The organism is Tenacibaculum sp. Ill (assembly GCF_051938915.1).
In the GTDB taxonomy this organism is placed as follows: Bacteria; Bacteroidota; Bacteroidia; order Flavobacteriales; family Flavobacteriaceae; genus Polaribacter; species Polaribacter larymnensis.
The window spans coordinates 767,214-791,974 of sequence record NZ_JBPSCW010000002.1 but is presented as its reverse complement, the minus strand read 5'-3'; the positions used below and the strand labels follow the sequence as shown (position 1 = coordinate 791,974).

Annotated in this window: 20 protein-coding genes and 1 tRNA gene; 10 read left to right on the top strand and 11 right to left on the bottom strand. The window is 31.1% G+C overall.

Annotated elements, in window-relative coordinates; translation table 11 throughout:
- Positions 1-15: 15 nt before the first annotated feature.
- Both ACTPNM_RS03725 and ACTPNM_RS03720 read right to left on the bottom strand, forming a co-directional pair.
- Positions 16-726, bottom strand: coding sequence for a LytR/AlgR family response regulator transcription factor (locus tag ACTPNM_RS03725; RefSeq protein ID WP_440122818.1), 711 nt, complete (start codon positions 724-726; stop codon positions 16-18).
- 7 nt (positions 727-733) lie between these two features.
- Positions 734-1,804, bottom strand: coding sequence for a sensor histidine kinase (locus ACTPNM_RS03720; RefSeq protein WP_440120679.1), 1,071 nt, complete (start codon positions 1,802-1,804; stop codon positions 734-736).
- Positions 1,805-2,016: 212 nt separating this feature from the next.
- On the opposite strand from ACTPNM_RS03720, the gene ACTPNM_RS03715 reads away from it, so the two are divergent.
- Positions 2,017-4,344 carry a TonB-dependent receptor domain-containing protein gene (locus ACTPNM_RS03715; protein WP_440120678.1) on the top strand — a complete coding sequence of 776 codons (2,328 nt, stop codon included), beginning with the start codon at positions 2,017-2,019 and terminating at the stop codon, positions 4,342-4,344.
- A gap of 75 nt (positions 4,345-4,419) precedes the next feature.
- Here ACTPNM_RS03715 and ACTPNM_RS03710 read toward each other — a convergent pair whose 3' ends face one another.
- Genes ACTPNM_RS03710 through ACTPNM_RS03695 form a run of 4 tightly spaced genes read right to left on the bottom strand, consistent with a single transcriptional unit; the run spans position 4,420 to position 11,129 of the window.
- On the bottom strand, positions 4,420-7,884 hold the full coding sequence (locus ACTPNM_RS03710; RefSeq protein ID WP_440120677.1) for an efflux RND transporter permease subunit: 3,465 nt from the start codon (positions 7,882-7,884) through the stop codon (positions 4,420-4,422).
- Between the two features lie 22 nt (positions 7,885-7,906).
- A complete protein-coding gene (locus tag ACTPNM_RS03705; protein WP_440120676.1) occupies positions 7,907-9,091 on the bottom strand; it encodes an efflux RND transporter periplasmic adaptor subunit in 1,185 nt (394 codons plus the stop codon).
- An 11-nt stretch (positions 9,092-9,102) separates the two neighbouring features.
- On the bottom strand, positions 9,103-10,515 hold the full coding sequence (locus ACTPNM_RS03700; RefSeq protein WP_440120675.1) for a TolC family protein: 1,413 nt from the start codon (positions 10,513-10,515) through the stop codon (positions 9,103-9,105).
- Positions 10,516-10,520: 5 nt separating this feature from the next.
- Positions 10,521-11,129, bottom strand: coding sequence for a TetR/AcrR family transcriptional regulator (locus ACTPNM_RS03695; protein WP_274640830.1), 609 nt, complete (start codon positions 11,127-11,129; stop codon positions 10,521-10,523).
- 126 nt (positions 11,130-11,255) lie between these two features.
- Between ACTPNM_RS03695 and ACTPNM_RS03690 the strand changes: the two genes are divergently transcribed.
- From ACTPNM_RS03690 to ACTPNM_RS03665, 6 genes are all read left to right on the top strand, one after another.
- Positions 11,256-12,227 (top strand): polyprenyl synthetase family protein, encoded by a 972-nt coding sequence (locus ACTPNM_RS03690; RefSeq protein ID WP_440120674.1) that lies wholly within the window; start codon positions 11,256-11,258, stop codon positions 12,225-12,227.
- A 53-nt stretch (positions 12,228-12,280) separates the two neighbouring features.
- Positions 12,281-12,354 (top strand) — tRNA-Ile (locus ACTPNM_RS03685).
- Between the two features lie 361 nt (positions 12,355-12,715).
- Positions 12,716-13,303, top strand: coding sequence for a hypothetical protein (locus ACTPNM_RS03680; RefSeq protein ID WP_440120673.1), 588 nt, complete (start codon positions 12,716-12,718; stop codon positions 13,301-13,303).
- 139 nt (positions 13,304-13,442) lie between these two features.
- Positions 13,443-14,225, top strand: a complete 783-nt coding sequence (locus tag ACTPNM_RS03675) for an MlaE family ABC transporter permease (RefSeq protein WP_440120672.1) — start codon at positions 13,443-13,445, stop codon at positions 14,223-14,225.
- On the top strand, positions 14,222-14,971 hold the full coding sequence (locus tag ACTPNM_RS03670) for an ABC transporter ATP-binding protein (RefSeq protein WP_440120671.1): 750 nt from the start codon (positions 14,222-14,224) through the stop codon (positions 14,969-14,971). Before ACTPNM_RS03675 ends, ACTPNM_RS03670 begins: the two co-directional genes overlap by 4 nt.
- Positions 14,972-14,976: 5 nt before the next feature.
- Complete coding sequence (locus ACTPNM_RS03665) at positions 14,977-15,963, top strand: MlaD family protein (protein WP_440120670.1); 987 nt, start codon at positions 14,977-14,979, stop codon at positions 15,961-15,963.
- A gap of 25 nt (positions 15,964-15,988) precedes the next feature.
- On the opposite strand, the gene ACTPNM_RS03660 is transcribed toward ACTPNM_RS03665, so the two are convergent.
- Positions 15,989-17,413, bottom strand: a complete 1,425-nt coding sequence (locus tag ACTPNM_RS03660) for a PAS domain S-box protein (protein WP_440120669.1) — start codon at positions 17,411-17,413, stop codon at positions 15,989-15,991.
- A gap of 534 nt (positions 17,414-17,947) precedes the next feature.
- Here ACTPNM_RS03660 and ACTPNM_RS03655 point away from each other — a divergent pair.
- From ACTPNM_RS03655 to ACTPNM_RS03645, 3 genes are read left to right on the top strand one after another with little or no spacing between them, the layout of a single operon-like run.
- Positions 17,948-19,105, top strand: a complete 1,158-nt coding sequence (locus ACTPNM_RS03655; protein ID WP_440120668.1) for a hypothetical protein — start codon at positions 17,948-17,950, stop codon at positions 19,103-19,105.
- 19 nt (positions 19,106-19,124) lie between these two features.
- Positions 19,125-20,741 carry a BCCT family transporter gene (locus ACTPNM_RS03650; protein ID WP_274640943.1) on the top strand — a complete coding sequence of 539 codons (1,617 nt, stop codon included), beginning with the start codon at positions 19,125-19,127 and terminating at the stop codon, positions 20,739-20,741.
- Between the two features lie 3 nt (positions 20,742-20,744).
- Complete coding sequence (locus tag ACTPNM_RS03645) at positions 20,745-21,608, top strand: universal stress protein (RefSeq protein WP_440120667.1); 864 nt, start codon at positions 20,745-20,747, stop codon at positions 21,606-21,608.
- A 47-nt stretch (positions 21,609-21,655) separates the two neighbouring features.
- Here ACTPNM_RS03645 and ACTPNM_RS03640 read toward each other — a convergent pair whose 3' ends face one another.
- Genes ACTPNM_RS03640 through ACTPNM_RS03625 form a run of 4 tightly spaced genes read right to left on the bottom strand, consistent with a single transcriptional unit; the run spans position 21,656 to position 24,752 of the window.
- Positions 21,656-22,096, bottom strand: coding sequence for a hypothetical protein (locus tag ACTPNM_RS03640; RefSeq protein ID WP_440120666.1), 441 nt, complete (start codon positions 22,094-22,096; stop codon positions 21,656-21,658).
- Positions 22,097-22,120: 24 nt separating this feature from the next.
- The gene (locus tag ACTPNM_RS03635; RefSeq protein WP_440120665.1) at positions 22,121-23,494 is read right to left on the bottom strand and encodes an MBL fold metallo-hydrolase RNA specificity domain-containing protein; all 1,374 of its coding nucleotides are present in this window, start codon (positions 23,492-23,494) and stop codon (positions 22,121-22,123) included.
- Between the two features lie 9 nt (positions 23,495-23,503).
- Positions 23,504-24,352 carry a restriction endonuclease gene (locus ACTPNM_RS03630; RefSeq protein WP_440120664.1) on the bottom strand — a complete coding sequence of 283 codons (849 nt, stop codon included), beginning with the start codon at positions 24,350-24,352 and terminating at the stop codon, positions 23,504-23,506.
- Entirely contained in the window at positions 24,342-24,752 is a 411-nt protein-coding gene (locus ACTPNM_RS03625; protein WP_440120663.1) for a hypothetical protein, read from the bottom strand. The genes ACTPNM_RS03630 and ACTPNM_RS03625 overlap by 11 nt, the downstream gene beginning before the upstream one ends.
- Positions 24,753-24,761: the final 9 nt, after the last annotated feature.

Here is a 24,761-nt window from a genome sequence, read left to right as displayed (position 1 = left end):
ACGAAAATATAAATTCTATTTCCATTGATTCAAAAAAGAGACTACCTTTTCTTTATAACTAGCACCTATTGGAATTTCTTTTGAATTTATTTCAATATCGTTAATTGTAAAAGCAGATATTTTATTCGTATTGATAATATAAGATCTGTGAACTCTTAAAAAATTACTATTTAATTTTTCTTCAATATCGCTTATCTTATACTTAGTTACAACACGTTTATCATTAACTGTATGAACTTTTACATAATCTTTTAAGCTCTCTATAAATAATATATCTCCAATAAAGACTTTGTGGTACTTACTTCCTGATTTCAGTAACAAAAACTCTTCTGTGTTTTCGTTTTCTTTGGTTATAGACATATCACTCTCCTTTATTGACCTCAAAAAACGATCTACAGCTTTAAAAAAACGCTCAAAAGTTATTGGTTTTAATAAGTAATCTAACACTTCCAAATCATAACTTTCAAGAGCATAATCTCTGTAAGCTGTTGTAAAAATTGTTTTTGGTGGGTTTTTAATTGTTTTTAAAAAGTCTATTCCTGTAATATTAGGCATTTTTATATCTAAAAACAGTAAATCTATTTCTTGAGAACTTATAACTTCAAATGCTTTAAGTGCATTGTCACAGCTCCCCACTATTTCTAGTGCCGGTATTTTTGAGATGTGATTCTCTATTAATTCTCTTGCTAAAGGCTCATCATCAACCACTAAACATTTTACTTTCATCAACTACTTAATTTGAATAAATTTTTAAACCTACCTTAAATTCATTTTCTTCATTCTCTATTATCAAACTATATTGGTCTTGATAGATTAAATCTAATTGTTTTCTAACGTTTGACAAACCTATACTCTCTTTTTTGAGAATATAATCTTTGGAAACCGTATTAGATATTTTAAAGTTAAAACTATTCTCTAAGCTTAAAAGCTCAATTTTAATTTCTGGCGACCCACTATCTTCTCCTGCACCATGTTTAAAAGCATTTTCAACTAACGATAACAATATCAATGGTGGTATTTTGATATCTTTTTCTACATTATTTATCAAAGAAACTTTTAAACGTGAGTCGTACCTTAGTTTTTCTAACTCTATATAATTTTCTATCAATTGTATTTCATTAGAAAGTAACACAAACTTAGTATTACATCTATACAAGACATAATCTAACATTTCCGATAGTTTCCCTATTGAAGTTGGTGTTTTAGGCGAATTACTCAAAGATAGACTATAAATATTGTTCAATGTATTGAATAAAAAATGTGGGTTTAATTGCGCTTTTAATGTTTTTAATTCTGCTTCTGTTTTTTCTTTTTCAAATACTAGTTCTTTTTCTTTAACTCTTTTATAATCCAGAAAATATTTTACAGAAAGGAAAACCAAAGTTGTTAAATACATATTTGGAATATAACCAAACAACAACTTTTTCCAATCAGTTAAAATCTCCAAAAGGGGCTCTTGTGTAAAAACTCCTTTTCTTATTAATGTTTCTCCTACATGCACAACCAAAACCCTGTTGAACGCTGCTAATAAATATGTTCCTATTAAAAACAAAACAACTGTAATTATATATTTTTTCTTCAATAAAAACTTCGGAATAACATAATAAGCTATGAAATAGGATATAATTATCTTGGGAATCATATGACATAGAGACATTACAAAGGTTCCTAAAAAAGAAAACTCTTCTTGGTATATAAGTGAGTCTTTAGGAAAGTCTAAAACAAGAAACACACACCAAAATAGTACGTGTTGTAACACCCTACTCTCTGAAAAAAACTTAATAACTGCTTCTCTTGTAATCATAGTTTGTAAATATATAAATACCTTGAGTACTTATAACTCCAAATCGACAAACTTGGTCTTTTACCTCCTGAATAAAGCTTTTTTAAGCCTTAAATTGTTCATCTATTAAACAATCCTCTATACGTCGATTATTTGTAGTCTTTTATCTATTACAACAAACCCGCATGTCTTTTAAATTCATCTTTGCTGCATAATTCAAATATTAAGTAATAATGAAAAAGCCTTTATTTACTCTTCTACTATTTATTTCTATTCAGTTATCTGCTCAAATAACACTTACAGGTAAAGTTGTAGAAAGAAACACCAAACAACCTTTAGAATTTGCCACTATAATTTTAACCAATCCAACAACAAACAAAGTTGTTGCTGGAGAATCTACTAATAGCCAAGGAGAATTTTTAATGAATATTAAAAAAGGTCAGTATAATATTAAAGTGGAGTTTATTGGTTTTAAAAATCATTCAATAAACAATATTTCACTAACCAAAAACCAATCACTTCAAACTATCCTTCTTCAAGAAGACTTACAAGCCCTAGATGAAATAGAAATTACAGCCGAGAAATCTACCACGGAGTACAAACTAGATAAACGTGTTTTTAATGTTGGTAAAGATTTAATTTCTAAGGGTGGTTCTGTTAATGATATTTTAAACAATGTTCCATCAGTAAATGTAGATATTGAAGGAGGTATAAGCTTACGTGGCAATCCGAATGTTCGTATTTTAATTAATGGAAAACCTTCTGTTTTAACAGCAAACAACGGCTTAGAGTCAATTCCTTCCGAAAACATAGAAAAGGTTGAAGTAGTTACCAACCCTTCCGCTAAGTACGATGCTAGTGGAACAGCTGGAATCATCAATATTATCTTAAAGAAAAGTAAAAGTGGTGGTTTTGGTAGCTCTTTACAGCTAACTACTGGAATTCCTGATAATCATAATATCAACTACAATATGAACTACAAAAAAGAGAAATTTAATTTATTTTCTAATATTGGATATCGTTATATGTCTTTCGATGGAAATGGTTACTTGAACAGAACTAACCTCGATAATGGGACAGTAACCTCTTACTCTAACAGAGTTACAAATACTACTAGAAGCCGTAGTACTTTTAATCTTTATTTTGGAAGTGATTATTACATTAATGATAAAAACACCCTTACTCTAAGTTACTACCATAGAAACAATACAAGTAAAAACAAAGTTGATTATACTTTTAATTTTTTAGACAACACGCAACAAACAGATAGCATTCTTACTACACAAGAATCATATAGAGAGCCTCAAAAAGCCAATCAAATTGAACTAAATTACGTAAAAACGTTCGCCAAAAAAGGACAAAAATTTACTGCTAATTTTCAATATGATTTTTGGAATGATGACGAAAATGAATTAGTTAAAGAACAACAACAATTTCCTACAGCTTCGGCTATAAATATTCTACAAAGTAGAGACATAGAAAGTAGTAAAGATTTTTTATTTCAAACTGACTTTAAAATACCCATCTCAGAAAAATCACATGTAGAAATGGGAATAAAAGGAGAAATTAGAAACATTGATAGCGATTATAAGGTTTGGGACAATACTGTTTTAATTGATAGCTTAAACAACTTATTAAGGTATAACGAACGTATTTACGGAGCCTATATTCAATATGGAAACAAAAAAAATAAACTTCAATACTTATTAGGCTTACGTGCTGAACATGCCAATACTGGAAGTACCGATAGAAACAATCAATTTAAAACTAGTAAAAAGTATACTGATTTATTTCCTACTGCCCATTTTACATACAGCTTTAATCAAGCTACTAATTTGCAATTAAGTTATAGTAGAAGAATTAGACGCCCTAGTTTTTGGCACTTAAACCCTTTTGGTGGAATTTCTGACCGCAGAAACATACGCGTAGGTAATCCTGATTTAAACCCAATGTATACAAACTCTTTCGAATTAGGTTTATTAAAAAGATGGAGTAAATTCACCTTAAACCCTTCTATATATTACCAACGAACTACTAATGTGTTTGAAACTTTGGTTGTAACAAACTCTTTTGGAGCTTTAATTTCCAAACCTATTAACTCAGGAACTGAAAAAAGATTTGGTGCTGAATTAGCCATTCGATATTCTCCTTATAAATGGTGGAGACTATCTAGTGAATTCAACTATTATTCTTTCGACCAAAGAGGAATATATACTGTTGATGACAACACATGGTCTACTCGTTTAAACTCTAGAATGAAGTTTTCAAGATTAACTATTCAATCTAGCTTAAATTATCTTGGAGAAAGACAGAGCGGACAAATATTTACTGAAGCTCAGTATAGAGCCAACATCGGAGTAAGTAAAGACTTTTGGAATGACAAAGCTACACTTACTTTAAACATGAACAATATTTTTGATTCTAGAGTAAGTAAACAGTTAATTACTGGTAAAAATTACACAGCAACAAGGTATAACAAACCTGTTGGTAGATACTCTTCTGTAACTTTTACTTATCGATTTAACAGAACAAAAAAGGACAGAGATCGATTACCTGATTAATTATTGTTCTACACAATTAAAAAAGGGTTAAAAGTAATTTACTTTTAACCCTTTTTACAGTTAACAAAAAATCAATTATAAAACGCTACGTAACCACATTTTAAACTTAGTGATTAAGTAGAATAATATCGGTACTACAATTAATGTCAAGAAAGTTGCTATGAATAATCCATAAATAACAGTCCATGCTAATGGACCCCAGAAAATTACATTATCCCCTCCAACATATATATGTGGATTCAACTCACTAGCTAAGGTAAAGAAATTAATATTTAAACCTGTTGCTAATGGAATTAACCCTAAAATGGTTGTGATTGCCGTTAAAAGTACTGGACGTAAACGTGCTTTTCCTCCTCTAATAATAGCTTCTCCTAAAGTATGTACATCTACAAACTCATCAGAAGACAATCCATGTTCTACTTTTTTACGATCAATTAATAACTGGGTATAATCGAGCAGTACTACCCCATTGTTTACCACAATACCTGCCAACGAAATAATTCCCATCATGGTCATCATAATTACGAATGGTTTTGCCGTAATAATTAATCCTCCAAATACTCCTATTAAACTCAAGAAGATTGCTAGCATGATGATTGCTGGCTTAGAAACTGAGTTAAACTGGAAAATTAAAATCAAGAAAATTAATCCTAAACCTCCAAAAAATGCTTTCATTAAGAATGCCATCTGTTTGTTTTGCTCTTCAATTTGTCCTGTATAGTCAACTTTTACCGAATCTGGTTTTTCAGTAAATGTCTTCATTTCATTTTGAATTTTTGAAACAATCGCTGCAGCATCTGTATACCCTGGTGCTAAAGCAGAATATACGGTTACCACTCTTTTTACATCTTTATGCTTAATTGCACTAAATCCTGAGGTATTTGTTTGTTTGGCTACTGCCGATACAGGAATTTCTTTAATCGTTCCTGAAGACATATCTCTAAAAGTAATTTTCTGATTAAAAATTGCACTTTTATTATACCTGTTTTCTTTATTAAAACGAACATAAATATCATAGTCATCACCATCTTCTTTGTAAATACCCGCTTTAGAACCAAAAATAGCATTACGCAATTGGTTTCCTACTTGCGATGAACTTACTCCTAATTCTCCTGCTTTTTTACGATCAACATTTACCAACATCGATGGTTTAGATTTGTTTACATCAATCTTTAATTCATCAATACCTGCAATACTTTTTGAGTTGATGAAATCTCTCATCTTTTCTGCAGTGTTGATTAATTCTGCATAATCATTTCCTTCTAGCTCAATATTAATAGGGTATCCTGCTGGTGGACCTACCGCTTCTTTTTCTACTGAAATTTCTAATCCAGGGTAAATTCCTCTTAATGCTTCGGTTACTTTTCGTTGTAATTCTTTACTGTCTGCACCTCTACGGTATTTGTACTCACGCATAGAAGCTGTTATCTTTCCTTTATGAGGCATTTCTGCTGTTGAACCTCCATCTGTTTGTGGATTTCCAGAACCAGCTCCTACTTGTGAAACAGCACTTTCTACTAAGAAATTATAACCGTTATCAACATATTCTGGCGAGTTTAATACTTTATACACACGCTCTTCCAAATCTTTCATTATCAGATTTGTCTTTTCAATATCAGTTCCTTGTGGATATTCGATATAAACAATAATCTGGTTTGGTGTGTTATCTGGGAAAAACTCAACTTTTGTACGTTGACTTCCTATTGAGGCTCCAAAACCTCCAAAAGCAATAAATAATAAAACAAACGTACCTAAAGAAATAACATACGGCCTCCAGCCTCTTAGAGCTGCTCTTAACATTCTTTCATAAAAACGTTCCCATCGTGGTAATACTGTATTTTGAAAACGATTTGCCCACGGACGTAATGCCAATCGATATACCCACAACATGATAGCTGTAAAAATCATTACAGTTCCTAATGCTCTATAAGTTCCCCCTAATAGCGCTATTAACAATCCTATCACTGCCATTACTGACGATAAAATTATAATACGTCTTAAAGGCATGTTTTTATCTTCAACACTCATAAATTGTGACACCAATACTGAGTTAAAGAAGATAGCTACAAATAATGAAGAACCTAATACTACAGATAATGTTACAGGGAAATAAATCATAAACTGCCCCATAGTTCCTGGCCACATTCCTAACGGAATAAAAGCTGCTACTGTTGTTGCTGTAGAAATAATAATTGGAAATGCAATTTCTCCAATCCCCTTTTTAGCTGCTTCAATCCTGGGCATACCTTCATCCATTAAACGGTATACGTTTTCAACAACCACAATACCATTATCTACCAACATTCCCAGTCCCATAATTAATCCGAAAAGAATCATGGTATTCATCGTATATCCTAGCCAACTCAATATCATTAGTGACATGAACATTGACATTGGTATCGCAAATCCAACAAATAAGGCATTTTTAAACCCTAAGAAGAACATTAGTACTAATACTACTAAAATTACCCCAAAGATGATGTTATTTACCAAATCATCTACCTGACCAATAGTTTTTGAAGATTGATCGTTAGCGATGGTTACTTTTAAGTTACTTGGAAATATATTGGCTTTAGTATCTTCTACAATTTTCTGAATTTTTTCAGCAGCCTCTACCATGTTTTTCCCTGAACGTTTTTTTACATCCAGCATTACTACAGCTTCTCCAAACTCACGAGCATACGTAGTTTTATCTTTATCTTTAAAAGAAACTTTTGCAATATCTTTAAGGTAAATTGAATTTCCTTTTTCTGATTTTACTACAAAATCTTGTAATTCTTGTGGATCTTCAATTTCTCCTAAAATTCTAACAGTACGTCTTTGTCCACTAGCAATTAAATTACCTGCAGACATTGTTAAGTTACCTCCGTTAATTGCATTAATTACATCTTGGAAACTTACTTGCGCTGCCATCATTTTGTAAATATCAACTGCTACCTCAACTTCTTTTTCTTCAGCACCACGGATATCTACTTTTTTTATTTCTTGTAAATCTTCAATTTCATCTTCTAAATACTCACCAAACTCTTTTAATTTATCTACTGGATAATCTCCCGAGATATTGATATTTAGAATTGGCATTTCTTCAGAAATACTTAGTTCAAAAACATTTGGTTCTACTTTAGCTCCGTTAAACGTAGGCCAATCTTCTCCAGACGTTTCTTGATCTATTTCATCTTTTACTTTTTGTTTAGCTTGATCTACTGATATGTTTTCGTCAAACTCAACAACCACCATTGAATAGTCTTCTTGAGATGTAGAGGTTATTTCTACTACATTACTTACCGTTTTAAGTCTATCTTCTAACGGGTCGGTAATTAACTTCTCTATGTCTTCAGCTGTATTTCCTGGGTACAGAGAACTTATATAAATTTTGGTTTCTCTAATTTCTGGGAAATTTTCTCTTGGCATACTTAAAAAGGCAGAAATACCTGTTATAAGTATCATAACCATCATTACATAGATAGTTGTTTTATTATTTATTGCCCAAGAGGATAAACCAAACTCTTTATCTACTTGTTTTTTTTGTTTTTCAGTCATTAGACGGATAATTTTTGGTGTCTTATTTTACTTCTTCTGAAAGAGTTAATACCTTAACCTCTTGTCCGTTTTTTACACTACGAGCTCCTTCTTCAATAATTTTTGTTCCGTTTTCAATTCCGCTTAGAACTTCAATAATATCTCCTTGTGTTTTTCCTGTAGTTATAATTGTTTGTTTAGCGGTTCCGACCTGATCTTTTAAGTCCTCTACCACATACACATATTGTTCTCCATTAGCATTTTCTGAAATAATACTTTGAGGAATTAAAATTGCTTTCTCATTTGAGTAATCATTAATTTTTAACTTAGCTGTTAAGTTTGGTTTTATGCTTCCATCTTTATTTGGAACTTCAACTTCTACTTTAAAAGTTCTGTTTGCTGGATTAATAAAGTTACCTGCTTGACGAATTTTAGAAGTTAACTTTTCTCCTAATACTGGAAACTCAACCTCAACATTTTTTCCTTTCTTAATTGACGTGATATAACTTTCAGGTACATCTGTTTCGATATACATATTTTTTAAGTTTACAATTCTGAAAACTTCAGAACCCATTCCTGGTGCTACTACTGTTCCTTGCTCTTTTATTACGTCATCAATTACTCCTGAAAAAGGTGCTGTAATTACCGATTTTGCTAACTGTCTTCTTAATTGACTAACCGCATTGGTTTGTGCTTCATAGTTAGTTTTAGCTTGTAAAAACTGAATTTCAGATCCTATTTTTTGTTCCCACAAACGTTTTTGGCGTTTATATGTTGTTTCTGCTAATGCAGCTTGTGCTTCTATTTGAGCTAACTGATTAGCCAAACCTCCATCATCAATTTTCGCTAAGGTTTGTCCCTTTTTAACATACTGCCCTTCTTTTACGTAAATACGTGTTAAAAGCCCTGGCATTTCAGGATAGATAAGTACATTTTGTTTTGTTTGTACTGCTCCTTGTAACTCTAAATAGTGATCAAAAACCTCTTCCTTAGCAGAAAGCACTGTAATTAATGGAACTTTTTTATTGGTATCTAACTCAGAAATTTTATCGTTTAAAACCTTAATTTCATCAGATAGTGTTTGCATTTGTGTGTCTAACGATGCTTTTTTCTCTCTAATTTTCGCTAAATCATTAGATGCTATTACGTCTTGTACAGACTGCTCTTTTTTACCTCCACATGAGGCTAAAAGCAATGTAATTGCGAATAGTGAATATATTTTTCTCATTATAGTTGATTTTATTTTAGTGGTATGTTTAATGCGTTTTCTAATTGTGCTTTTTTAGCAATTACGTTTAACATTGATTGTACGTAATTGTTTTGCTGCGTGTATAACTGATTTTGTGCTTGTAGCAAATCAAAACTTGAAGAAATTCCTTCAAAAAACTTTACTTGTTGCTTTTTTTCTATTCGCTCAGCTAACGCTAAATTTTTCTTAGCTGTTTCGTAGTTTTCAATTCCTAATTGATACTCACTTTTAGCTCTCTCTACCTGTAAGTTTAGCTTCTGCTTTGCTTCTTCTAATCGTATATCTGCATTTTCTAATGCTATTTTTGCTTGTGTTGTTCTAGAGCTTCTTCCAAAAGAACTGAAAATAGGCACATTTAATGTAACTCCAAATAACGAATAGTCAAACCATTTTTGATTACTGTCTAAAAAGTTAAAATCGTCTGAGTTAGCATTAGCACCATAGTTTATAAATGCTGATAAACTAGGTAAAGCTTTACTTTGTTCTAACTTCATTAATAAACGCTTACTTTCTCTGTCGTTTTGAGCTATTTTAAAATCAATATGGTTATCGATATTAAATTGGGTAGCTAACAAACTTAAGTCGGTGTTATCAATAACTAAATTATCTAATGTAGAGGTTAATGTTAGTTTAGTTTCAATTGAGTTTCCTAAAGAAACATTCAACATTTGATATGCTATTTCCTTTAGTCGTTCAGCATTTCTTAAGTTACTTTCAACATTACCTAAAGTGATTTGTAATTGTTCTACATTTTCTAACTCTGTTAACCCATTATCATAAGTCTTTTGAGTTTCATTCAAGTTTTTCTCTAGTACTTTTTTATTGTTCTCTAAAATCTCAATTGATTTTTCAGTAACCAATACATTTCCATAAGCATTAATAACAGCTTCGCGTGTTGCTAATTCTGTTTTTTCTTTTGCTTGCTCAGAGATTTTCAAATATGTTTTTGCTGATTGTAACCCTACCAAATACGAACCATCAAAAATTAACTGAGATAACGTTACCGATGCATTCATTGTTTGTTTTGTTCCAAATCTTAAAGGAATAAAACCTGTTGGTATTGTTACCTCATTACCATTTCTTACAACCCCATCAAAATATTCTTCAACAATATCTATTGTACTTTGAGTATTATCAAAAGCTGCAACAGGCAATAAAGACACTTGCTGTTTTATCCAGTTTTGATACTCTACATTACCATTAATTTGTGGCAAACCAATAGTGGTAGTTTCCCACTTTTTCTTTTTAGCTGCTTCTATATCATTTAAGGACACTTTATTGTCGTAACTGTTTTTTATAGCATAATCAATTGCTTCTTGCATTGACAAACTCATTTCTTTTTCTTGAGCAATGATATACCCTGTAAAAAAGAACACAAATACACCATATATGTATTTCCTCATTGTTTTTAGTTTTTATTTATTTTTCTTAATTGTTTTTCTAATTCTTCTACTCCTTTTTGAGTTGCTATTGCTCTAATATGATATTCTAAAATTTCATATTCAATTTCCATAACCTCTTGCATATCGTTACTATACAATTCGCTTTCAAACACACCAAAAACCAGTGTGAAATAAAAATTGACTAAAAGCTCACCTTTTATGTTTGCTCTATACAAACCTTGTTCAACTCCTTTTTTTAAGTTGTCTACATTACAATCTCTAAACATACACACCTCTCGTTCTATTAGTTTTGTATACGTTTCTGGATAGTATTTTTTTAATTGATACATTGGTGAAGTTTTTGCATTTTTAAACATTTCTTTAAAAATTGCTTTCACTGCAAATTCTTCTTCTACAGCATTGTAATTTTGACTTTTTACTGTATCAATCGTTTCGCTAATTGTATTATGAACCGATTCTGTACTAGCATCTACCAAAGCTGTTTTATTTGAAAAGTACTTGTACAATGTTTTTTTAGACATCCCAAGTTCTTTCGCAATATCATCCATCGTTGTGCTTTTAAACCCAAGGGTTAAAAACATTTCTCCTGCTTTATTAATTATTTTATCTCTCATAATTGTTTGCAAATGTACAACAGGAAACTCTAGAAACAAAAAAAGTTTCCAGAGTTTTAATCTTTTTTTAACATTACGTTATAGTTAAAATTTATCTTTACCTTATTTTTACAAAAAATTTCAAATTTGGACATATTATCATATCAATCAGACTTTATAACTTTTTTAGAATCTCAAAAATTTTCAAGAGAGCCTAAAAACCTTTATGAACCAGTAGATTACATATTAGGATTAGGAGGCAAAAGAATTAGACCAATCTTAACCTTAATTGCTGCTGATGTTTTTTCAAACGATTACCAGAGTGCATTACCAGCTGCTTTTGCTGTTGAAGTTTTTCATAACTTTACTTTAGTGCACGATGATATAATGGATGATGCTCCTTTAAGGAGAGGAAAGGAAACTGTACATGAAAAATGGAATATAAACACAGGTATATTATCGGGGGATGCTATGCTTATTTTAGCATATCAATACTTTGAAAACTATGAACCTGAAATTTTCCAAAAACTAGCGCAATTATTTAGCAAAACTGCTCTAGAGGTTTGTGACGGTCAGCAATTAGATGTTGATTTTGAAACCAGAAATGATGTAACTATTGATGAATACATTAAGATGATTACATTAAAAACCTCTGTTTTAGTTGCTGCTGCTTTAAAAATGGGTGCTATCGTTGCTAAAGCTGATGAAGAACAAGCTCAACACTTATACAACTATGGATTAAACCTAGGAATTGCTTTTCAGTTACAAGATGATTACTTAGACACTTTTGGCGATCCTGAATCTTTTGGTAAACAAGTTGGTGGAGATATTATAGAAAATAAGAAAACATACCTTTATTTAAAGGCTTTAGAAGTAGCAAATGGTACTGACAAAGACGATTTATTAAATCTTTATAACGAAAAACAAAAAAATAACACTGAAAAAATAGCTACAGTTTCAACTATTTTTAAGGAGAATAACATACCAGAAGAAACACACAAACTTATTGAGTACTATACAGATAAGTCTTTCGAAAGCTTAAATCACCTTAACATTTCTGATAAGCACAAAGAAGGCTTACGTGCTTTTGGTAAAAATTTAATGAGCAGAAAAGTGTAAAAAAATAGGTTTTTATTTAAAAAAGTTTTTATTTTTGCAATCCAAATTTAACGGGTCCTATAGCTCAGTTGGTTAGAGCACCTGACTCATAATCAGGGGGTCCATGGTTCGAGCCCATGTGGGACCACCTTTAAAGCATCAACATTTAGTTGGTGCTTTTTTGTTTTTACTAATTACTTAAAAAAGGATTCTATTAATTTTTAATTCATCTTTTTTTTTCAATCATTCACTAAACCAAAAACTACAGACAACTCATTTTCAACACCAAAAAAACAAAAACACATATTTTTTTTGTATCTTTAAGTCACTCCTCGAAAAGATTTTTTCTAAGAATAAATTATCAATTTACTAGCGATTTAATTTTACAGTATAACCAACGTGTTGAATTAATCAACAACAAACAGATAGAATGAAACAAAACTAACACTTACAACTCTTCATTAGTTATAGCACTCTCAGTAAATCTTTATCGCACAAACTTTATAGAGATGACTACTAAAGAAACCGAACTTAAAGAAAGTATAGGCTTATTTGCTACAAAAAAAGAGCCTAGGAAATCTTTCGCTACTTATCAAAGAAATCAAAATAAATTCTACCTCAGCACTTTAAACTTAATTGATAGAAAAGCAGCAATTATGCTAAAAGTAAACGCTACAATACTTTCAGCATCTGTTATTTTCTTCAATTATATTACCGAAATTCACTTCGGTATTAAAATTGCCGTTATTCTAATTATAACATCGTTTACTTCTTTAATATTCTCCATATTAGCTTCTAAACCTAATAGTTTAGCCTTTTACAAGAGGTTTAAAAGAGATGTTGTTTCTAAGTACAAAAAAAGAGAAGAAAACCTTTTTATGATTGGTATGTCTAGCGGTAAAACTTTGGAAGAGTATGAAAAAGCTTACAACAAAGTTTTAAATAGTCAAGAATTACAAATAGGCAATCAAGTTCGAACCATGTTTTTATTAGAAAAAGAAATGAAACGTGGTTATTTTTATTTAGAACTAGCCTATAGTAGTTTTTTAATAGGACTTCTTATTTTAATTATAATACTCTTTTTTGCTAATGTTTAAACTTTTTCAATAAAAACTTTAACCTAAAACCCCTTTAATAAGGCATTTAGAGAGTATTCTTCAGTTTTATAGTCTAATTTTCATTATTTTTAATAATAATTAATTGACACACATTTAATTACAATATTAAAATCAACTTATGCTACGTTTTAATTTGATAATTGAGCAGTTGAAATCTTTTTTTATAGAAATTGGGGAATTAGCTTTTTTTACCGCTCGTTTCTTTAAAGAAGCTTTTAAACGACCTTTTGAAATAAAGGAGCTAATGTTACAATGTTATCAAATAGGTTATCGTTCATTACTGTTAGTTAGTATTACTGGTTTTATAATAGGTTTGGTTCTTACTTTACAAACTCGCCCAACTTTAATGGAGTTTGGTGCTGTATCTTGGATGCCTTCTATGGTTGGTATTTCAATTATAAGAGAAATAGGTCCTATCATCACTGCTTTAGTATGTGCAGGTAAAATAGGTTCTGGTATTAGCGCCGAATTAGGTTCTATGCGTGTTACCGAACAAATAGATGCTATGGAGGTTTCTGGTATAAATCCTTTTAAATACTTAGTAGTTACTCGAGTTTTAGCCGTTACTCTCATGCTCCCTTTACTAGTAATTATAGCTGATACTGTTGCTTTGTTTGGGTCTTTTTTAGTTGAAAGCACAAAAGGAGATGTCTCTTTTATTTTGTATTTTAATCAAGTATTTGATGCTATAAAGTTTGGAGACGTAGTTCCAGCTACAATAAAGTCGTTTTTCTTTGGAGCTGCAATAGGAATTATTGGTTGCTTTAAAGGGTATAACTGTAAAAAAGGAACCGCTGGTGTTGGTAAAGCTACAAACACAGCTGTAGTAACTGCTTCTTTATTACTTTTTATTATTGATTTTATAGCTGTTTTTGTAACTGATATCTTTTTTGAATTATGACAAATACCCTTAACAAAAAAGTAGTTCTAGAAATTAAAGACTTATACAAAGCCTTTGGAGATAACCATGTGCTTAATGGGTTTAATATGCAACTTTATGAAGGCGAAAATTTAGTAGTCATGGGAAAGTCAGGGTCTGGAAAATCGGTTATGATTAAATGTTTAGTAGGTTTAATGGAAGCTGATGAAGGGATTATTTCAGTGATGCATCACGATATAACCAAACTAGACCAAGAGGCTTTAGATATTTTACGAACCGACATAGGTTTTCTATTTCAAGGTAGCGCACTATATGACTCTATGACTGTCCGTGAAAATTTGGAGTTTCCATTGCGAGGCCGTACAAGAAAAAATAAAAAATTAATTGATACTGAAAAACTGGTTATTGAAGCTTTAGATAATGTTGGATTGACACACACAATAGACATGATGCCTTCTGAATTGTCTGGAGGTATGAAACGACGAATTGCTTTAGCACGAACCCTTATTTTACAGCCAAAAATTATTTTATATGATGAACCTACAAGTGGACTGGATCCTATTACTGCGAAAGAAATTATTATCTTAATGCAAGATATTCAAAAGAAATACAACACATCATCACTAATTATCACCCACGATGTAGATTGTGCACGTGTTATTTCAGATAGAATGATCTTACTTATTGGCGGTATTGATTATGCTACAGGAACATTTAAAGAATTATCTAACTCTGAAGATCCTAAGGTTAAAGCTTTTTTTAAATAAAAATTATGAAAACAACAAACTCACAAAAATTTAGGTTAGGATTATTTGTATCTATAGGTACAATTCTTTTTGTTTTTGCTATTTACCTCATCGGGCAACGTCAAAGTATGTTTCAAGAAAACTTTACTATTAGTGCTTACTTTCAAAATGTTAATGGATTACAAAACGGAAATAATGTTCGTTACTCAGGAATAAACATAGGGACTGTAAAAGACATAACTATGATTAATGATTCTACCATAAAAGTAAATATGGTAATTGATAAAAAAATAGCCATTCATATAAAGAAAAATGCTGTTGCAACTATAGGTTCTGACGGGTTAGTTGGGAATATGATTGTAAATATCGTTCCAGGAAAAAAAACAGAAGCTTTAATTAAAAATGGAGATGTCATTAGGTCTTATAACAAAATTGGAACAGATGATATTCTAAACACCTTAAGTGTTACCAATAAAAATGCAGCAATACTTACTGCCGATCTCTTAAAAATAACCGACAAACTATTAGAAGGTAAAGGTACTTTAGGAGTTTTACTGAACGATACCATTATGGCAAAAGACATGAAACAGTCTGTTAGCAACTTAAAGAAAATAAGTTACCAAGCATCTAGTACAATTAATGAATTAAATCAAGTTATAACTTCGTTAAAAACAGACGACGACACCGTTTTAGGGGTGTTAATTAATGATTCTATTTCAGGTAAAAAATTAAAATCTATCTTAAATAATATTGATGCATCAAGTGTAAAAATTGATAGCCTTGTAGAAAATATTAATGTTTTGGTTGATGATTTTAACTCAAGTAAAGGAGCTTTTAACTACATCACTAAAGACACCTCTTTGGTTAAGAGTTTAAAATCCACACTTCAAAATATAAACGAAGGAACAGAAAAATTTAATGAAAATATGGAAGCTTTTAAGCACAACTTTTTAACAAGAGGATATTTTAGAAAATTAGAAAGACAAAAGAAAAAAACCGAAAAGAATAAATAACTTGTTCTGCCCCCTTCAAGCAATATTATTCTTTCTTTTTTGAATCATCTTTTTTAAAACCAATTTTCCTCCTTGATTCTTGGTCTTTTCTTTTTAACTCCGCTTCTAACCTTTTATACCTACTTATATCTTTAATAGTTACAACCACAGCAGCAATATAATTTTCATTATCAATTATAGGTCTTCCGCTCAACAAAACCCTTCTAACTTCATTCGTTTCTTTGTTCATTAATAACACATCAATATCGTTAGTTATTTTACCTTCTAAGGCAAGTTCAGCTGGTAGGCTTTGAACAGGAAAAACCTTTCCATCATATGAGTTTAGCACTTTAAAATGATCCGAAAAGTCAACAGATATTTTTGAATCATCTTCTATACCAAAAAGCTCATTAGCAACCTCGTTAGCCAATATAACCTGCTTATCAGTATTGGCAACTAACACACCATCACTAATGTTTTCTATAATCATATTCAACTTTTGCTGATTCTCATACAACTCATTCATTCTTTTTTTATTCTCTTCTTGAAGTAATAAATCTTTAGTAATATCTCTAGCCACAGCATACAACGTCCCTGTATTTGTATCTGAAGTGGCATTCCAAGACAACCATTTAATACTTTTATCCTTACAAATCCATCTATTATTAAAACTTACTAAATTTGCTCCTTCTTCTAACTTTTTAATTGCATTTTCAGTCTTTTCAAGATCTTCAGGAAAAATATAGGTAGCAAACGGAGTATTCAAAAGTTCTTCACCTGTATATCCTAAAAGATTACTTAAAGAAGAATTAACTTTTAAAAACTTCTCATTAGATGCTATAACTAAGCTATCTGTAGAAATATTGAAAAAAGTGTCCGCCTCCTTTTGCGATTCCATAATTGTCTTTCTTTCTGTGATATCTGTAGAGATACTTCCAATAGCATATACCCTATTAGAAATATCAAACAAAGGAAATTTTACTGATAAATATGTATGCTTTCCGTCAGACTGCTCAATTTCCTCCTCCATTTGAATTTCTTTTCCCAGCTTCAAAGCCTCTAAGTCAGCGTCAAGATACCTGTCTGCTAATTCTTTTGGTAAAATGTCGTGATCCGTTTTCCCTATCAAATCTTTATCATATACTTCAAAAATTGACTGATACTTCTTATTCACCAGCATATACTCGCCATTTATCTTTTTTACTGATATAGCATTTGTTGTATTATCAATTATTGAGTGTAATAGTTTTTGACTTTTTAAAAGTTCTTCTTCCGATTTTTTTTTGGCTTTTAGTTGCTCTTTTAAAATAAAAAAAACTGTTGTTAACATTCCCAAAATAACAACTATCAACCCTAATGAAACCCAATTCCAAAAACCATTATCAGTAGTAAAATTTATTAAATAAACAACACCTAAAGCTATAACCATAATACTATTTATGATATAGCCATACAGATTTTTTCTTTCCATTGAAGTCTTCATTTATACACTATAATTTAATATACTAATATATTGAAATTTAAGAACATAAAAAACAGCTCCTATTACTTAAACTACTAAAAACTAAGCTTTTTAAAGAAAATCAATTCCTACACCCAAATTTCCTAAATTTTATTTTTTTACTTCTAACCTTCATTTTTTATCATCCTTTTGAAAAACTAACCTAAAAGAAGTATCATCAAAAAACATTATAGATTTTTTTAAATAATTCATAAAACATCTTATGCCCTTTTAATTAAAAAATTCAACACTCAAAAGCTCTTCTTTTTTGAAAACCCCTTTTTAATCAGTATCTTTGCACTCTTATGATAAAAAAACTCAAAGACAAAAAGAATAAACGAGTATTCAGTTTTAACTTTTTAGTTTTTAGGAATCAATCAGATAAATTCATTCCTCCTTCAAAATAATTACCATTTTTTTAAGCTAGAAAGAGTTTTCTCTTATCCTTTCACTTGAAAATGTGCTTTTACGAGTACACTTTCTTCACACTTATTAATATCAACAATGAATTTCACAAAAAAAAGCCTAGTCTTAGTTGCTTTTTCTTTTGTTACAGTTATGTTTTCACAAGAAAAGCCTGAGGTTAAAATTGGCGGAGCACTTCGATTTAACTACAACCTATCTTCTTGGAAAGACGGTCAAAAAAAACGTGGAGGCGATTTCGGTTTCGACGTCTTTAGAATTAATGCTAAAGCAAAATACAAAGGAATAAAGCTAAATGCTGAATATCGCTTTTACTCACAAAGTTTTGGAGGTGGCATGCTTAAACAAGGCTGGTTAGGGTATGACTTTAACGAAAAAGACAACATTCAATTAGGATTAACACAAGTGCCTTTTGGTATTACTCAATACAATTCTCATAGTTGGTTTTTTGGTATTAATTATTACCTAGGACTAGAAGATGACCATGATATGGGGGTAAAGTTTACCCATAAAGGAAAAAAATGGGAATACGCCTTAGCTTTTTTTAAAAATGCTGAAGAACTTAATTTTGGAAGCAACTCTGATGTTTCTGATAGCAGATACTCATACGATGTTGCCTCTATAGACATTGATGGAGACGGAAGTCTAGATTTAAGATACAAGGAAACAAATCAATTAAATGGTAAGGTAAATTATCACTTCGGTAACAAAAGTATTCAACATAAAATAGGGCTTTCTGCACAATATGGAGGTCTTTATAATTTAGATACTGAAGATACATCTAGCCATCATGCTTTTGCCTTACACTATCAACTAAACGCAAAAAACTTTGATGCTAAAGCACAAGTATCTACCTACAAATACAATACAAAGAATACTACTTATAACGATCTTATAGCCTTAACTGCTTATGGAGCTCCTTACCTTACTGCAACAGAAGCAACAACATATACTTTAGGCGCTGCTTATACCTTCCCTGTAAAATGGAAACCTATTTCTAGTATACAAGTTTATAACGATTTTGGTTACATGGATAAAGCAGCTGTTGATTTTGAAGACAGTTTAATGAATGTATTTGGTTTCTTAGTAACTGCTGGTAATGTTTATACTTATATAGATTTTGCCGCAGGAAAAGATCATCCTTGGTTAGGCCCAGTATGGACAAATGCTTTAGCAAACGGAACACCTAATGCTGATTGGGACATGAGATTTAACATAAATATCGGATACTATTTTTAATAGCATAAAACATTAACACATGAAAAAAGCAAAAAAAATAATTAGAAGTGACGAGCGGAAATCAATCTTTGGACTTGAAGTTAACGGCCCTGTATTCTTTACTTCTTCTATAGTAATAATACTAAGTGTAGCTTTAACTTTACTTTTTAAAGAAAGAGCCCAATCATATTTTGATACAGCACAGAGTTTTATAGCCAACAAAACTGGCTGGTTATTTATCTTAGCCGTTAACATCTTTGTTGCCTTTATGCTTTATTTAGCTTTTAGTAAATATGGAACTTTACGTATTGGTGGGGCTAAAGCAAAACCTGAATTTTCAACTACCTCTTGGTTTTCTATGCTCTTTAGTGCTGGTATGGGTATTGGGTTACTTTTTTGGAGTATTGCTGAACCTGTTTATCATTTATCTTCACCTCCTCTAGCTGACCCTAATACCGCTGCTGCTGCTAAAGAAGCTATGAATGTTACTTTTTTACACTGGGGGCTACATGCTTGGGGAATTTATGCTTTAGTTGGTTTGTCTTTAGCTTATTTTACATACTCTAGAGGACTCCCATTAACAATTCGCTCTGTATTCTACCCTTTCTTAGGAGATAGAATTTATGGTAGAATTGGTGATGTTATAGATATTTTTGCTGTTTTGGCTACTGTTTTTGGACTAGCAACGTCTCTTGGACTAGGCGTTAAACAAGTTGCTGCTGGTTTAGAGCATGTTTTTGGTTTAGATTCAGGTATTTCATTACAAATATGGCTAATTGTCGGAATTACATTAATAGCCACCATTTCAGTAGTTTCAGGAGTTGACAAAGGAGTAAAGTTTTTAAGTGAAATGAATATGCGTATCGCTGTACTTTTATTACTTGCTGTAGTAATTTTAGGTCCTACTATTTTCATCTTAAAATCATTTGTACAAAACACTGGTAGTTATGCAAACGACTTAATCAATCTTTCTACATGGGCTGAAGCCTATACTGGAACGGAATGGCAAAACTCATGGACTATTTTTTACTGGGGATGGTGGATTGCTTGGTCTCCTTTCGTAGGTATGTTTATAGCTCGTGTATCTAAAGGAAGAACTATTAGAGAATTTATTCTTGGAGTATTGATTGTTCCTACATTAATTACCTTATTTTGGATTACGGCTTTTGGAGCAACTTCGTTACATGAAATTTTAGGAGGAGACCCTACTATTGCAGAGGGGGTGAATGATAATGTTGCTACCGCTCTTTTTGTGTTTTTAGAAGACTTCCCATTTTCAATGGCTTTAAATATTATCGCTATTATACTTATTGCTAGTTTCTTTGTTACCTCATCAGATTCTGGTTCTTTGGTAGTTGACAGCTTAACTTCTGGTGGTAAAATTGACGCTCCTGTAGGTCAAAGAATATTTTGGGCTCTTGCAGAAGGTGCTGTAGCCGCTGTATTATTATTAGGCGGAGGTTTAAAAGCTCTCCAAACAGCTTCTATTGCTACAGGTCTTCCTTTTACCCTACTTTTGTTATTAATGTGTTACTCTCTTTTTAAAGGATTAAGAGAAGATTATAAGGAATACCTTAAACGCTTAAACCAAAAAGAAAAGGAGGAATACCAGGAAACTGTAAAAAGATTAATAGATTCGAAAAAACAAAAATCTTAAATTATGAAAATTAAAAATATACTAGTAGCCTTAGACCTTTCTGAACTAGATGTTACACTTATTAAGTACTGTAGCATGCTCGCTAAAAACCATGAAACAGAAAATGTATATTTTATTCATAATGTAAAAAAGTATGAAATAAGTAATTTATTTTCTGAACAGTTAGAAAACATAAGTATTGAAGACATCATTGAGGAAGAGTTAGATAACAGTATTAGCAAGCACTTTGATAGTGATTGTAATTATGAATTATTAGTTTCTGACGATGCTTACACAGAAAGCTTAATTAGTTATGTTGCCAATAAATACCACGCTGATTTAATTATTTTAGGTAATAAAAACACCTATAAAGGTTCTGGATCTGTTTCAGGAAAGTTATTACGAATGGCAAAGTGCAACATTCTTTCTATTCCTAAAGAAGCTAACCTTAATCCAGAAAACCTAATGGTTGCAACCGACTTTTCTTCAGCTTCTCTTAAAGCTTTTAACACAGCTTCATCTATCAACAACAAGAAAAAATCTATTTTAAAAGCATTAAATGTTTTTAAAATTCCTCAGCTATTTTTCCCTTACATAAAAGTAGATAAGGCTCGTGAAAAAGTAGAAAGACATGTTGATTTACAGTTTGAAAAACTACTTCATAAAACAAAAGCCTCAAACATAGAAACTATTAAAGCTTCAGCAGGTGAAGATAGCATTCCTGAAAAAATAAGGGCAATTGCTGAAAAAGACAAAACTGATATTTTGTTTGTTGCAGACAAAGGTCATAACAACTTTACTTCTCTTTTAGTAGGAAGTGTTACAGAAGAGTTGTTTACTCATGATTTACATGTCCCTTTATGGGTAGTAAAACGTTACATCGCTTAAATTATAAAATAAAAACGGAGTTCAATATTGAACTCCGTTTTTATTTATTATTGATTTAATCCTTTTTTTTCTGACTTGGCTATCTTCTTTACGGTAGTAAAAAGCGTTTGTTTTAAATTTTTATATTCTTTTAAAAATTCACTAAACATTACTATTAACTTTCTATGTTCATTCTTGTACACTTCTTCCTCTACTACTTCATCAACTCCATCTACCATTACTTCTAAACCTCTTTCATGAGCTTCAACAAGTTTGATTAACTCTTCTGTTTTTTTTCTTGAACTACTCAACAGTTCTACTATTTTAGTTGTTTTTTTAAATTGATCTGGTGCTATAAGCTCAAAAATATATTTTCGTATTAAGTCCTCAAAAAAGAGTTGTTCATCTTTTAAAAATGAAAGTTCAGACAACCATTGTTTTGACGTTAAATGCATATCTTCTGCACTTAACCATTCTACATATTTTAAGTGTGTTTTTGTTGTTTTCATCGAGTTAGTTTTTAGGTTAAACTTCTATATCATTAACTCTTTTATAGCATGTAGTTTTGGAATACATACATTCCAATTGTTTTCTCTTTGTATTTTCAATCTAAAAGCATCTAAAGCCGTTTGTTCACCATGTATAAGAAACACTTCTTCAGGTATGTTTTTAATATCACTTAACCAATTTAACAAGTCTCCTTGGTCTGCATGTGCAGATAAACTTTCTATGCTCTCTACTCTTGCTTTAACAGGAAAGTATCTTCCATAAAACTTTATTTCATGACATCCTTCTTGCAACTGCCTTCCTCTTGTTCCTTCTGCTTGATACCCTACTAGTAAAACTGTTGTTGTTGGTTCATCTATTAATTGTTGTAAATAAGTTAAAACTCTACCTCCTGTTACCATTCCACTTCCAGCAATTATTATTTTCGACCTAGGGTCATCAATAGTTTCCCATGTTTCTCTATAAGATTCAATAATATTTATATGGTTACACATTGCTTCGTATTCATTCATGGGTAGTTTATGCCATTGTGGATACCTTTTAAAAACCTCCAAAACATTATTTCCCATTGGGCTATCAACAAAAATTGGTATGCTTGGTATTTTATTTTTCTTATACAGCTTCCATAAAACATACATTAACATTTGTAATCGCTCAACAGCAAAACTAGGAATGATTAAATTTCCTTTATTTACAATTGTTTCTCTGATTAACGCTGATAAAATTTCTTCTATATTTTCTTTTGGATGTAACTTATGACCATAGGTACTCTCTATAAAAAGATAATCTGCCCATACTGGTTTTTTAGGAGCTTCTAGTAAATAGTCATTCACTCTTCCTACATCTCCAGAAAACACAAATCTTTTTTCATTGATATTTAATTCTATAAAAGTAGCCCCTATAATATGCCCATTGTATTGAAATCTGTAAGAGATTTTTTCAGAAAAAGAAACCCATTTCCCTTCTTCTTCAACTTGAAACAAGCTCATGGCGTTTTCTGCTTCAGTAACTGTGTAAAAAGGTAATACCGGATTATGTTTACTATAATTTTCTTCGGCAGCTTTTTGCGCTTCTTCTTCATGGATTTTAGCACTATCTCTTAAAATAATTCCTGCAATAGCCAATGTTGGAGCTGTTCCTATAATTCTACCTCTAAACCCTTGCTTATATAACCGTGGTAAAAACCCCACATGATCTAAGTGTCCATGAGTTAATAACACAACATCTATTTTTTCAACATCAATAGGAAGTTCAGCCCAGTTTAATTCTCTAAGCTCTTTCAGACCTTGAAACATGCCGCAATCAATCATAATTTGCTTTCCACAAGCTTCAATCAAAAACTTTGATCCTGTAACAGTTCCAACTGCTCCTAAAAAATGAACTTTAGCAAAATTTAGCATACTTCTTTTTTAAGCACTACACAATTGTTGTATTTCAGATAAAATTCTAGTTTTTCTGGTATCTGAAACACCTAAATGATCTAAATAAAAGCTATCTTTTATCAACTCTCTACAAAGCACTACATCTCTATTCAATAAAAACTGTTTCTCCCTTTTAGTTAAGAGTGTAGAAACTGTTATTGGATATAATCCTAACCTATCAATTATATCTTTTAGGCTATTTTCTTTCGGGTAGTCCCAACTTAACAGATACAACCCTGCACAATTACCATATTGTGTAGCGTCTTCTGTAAATCGGGTATTTGTTACAACCCAACCTTGAGTTAGCGTTGTTTTATGCTTATTAAAAGTATTCCAATAATTTCTAACATCATTATATCTGGAATGTATATATAAAGGAACTTTTACATTACACACAAAGCCTTGTTCACTATGAAACTTACACTCTACAACAGTAGTTTCATTATTCTTATGAGCTAACACATCAACCTCGTGTTGTACACACTCACCTTGCAAAATTTCTCCTACTTTTACCTTATACCCTGAGTATTTTAAAACTGCTGCTATAAAATATTCAAAAGGATAACCTGTAGGTCCAAGTTCGTATATTGCTTTTTTAAGTTTATACTTTGAAGCAAATACATTCTTTTTTTTCTTTAGTAAAGCAAAGGCTCTATTATAAATTTCTTTAGTTGTTATTCCTTCGTACAATTCACCTTGAACTATTTCTATAATTTCTGACACTAAAGTATCATCTGCCCCAGTTCTTTTAAGTGACTTTTTTAATTTCGCTAAAGAAAACTCTACAACTTCACCAGAAGCTTTTACTATTGTTATTTTATTTGGACTAGTTTCCATTTTTAAAGAAATCTCTAACTAAAGCCTTTACTTGGTTGTCTGTCATACTATCAACTCTTTGCACTTTTTTAACCTTTGCATTTAATTCTTTATGAGAGCTTTCCAACTCTTTCTTAAATTTTTCAAAAGTTTCAGCAGGACCAAAAATGGCTAATAAATCAGCATTGTTAACTTCTTCTGCTAGCTCATTAAAATATCTTTTCGTTTGATGTTTTTCTCTTTCTAAATACTTACTATCCTGAACCACATCTTGCGGACCTCCCTTAAATCGAGTTCCTGATCCTCCGTGAATACGAAACGTTTCTATATTAGAAGGTATCGTTTTCATGTTTTCTGTTCCATTTTCAATGGTTACAACAAGAGCTTTCTCTTTATCTAACCAAACTCCTACGTTTTTCATTGTTTTGTT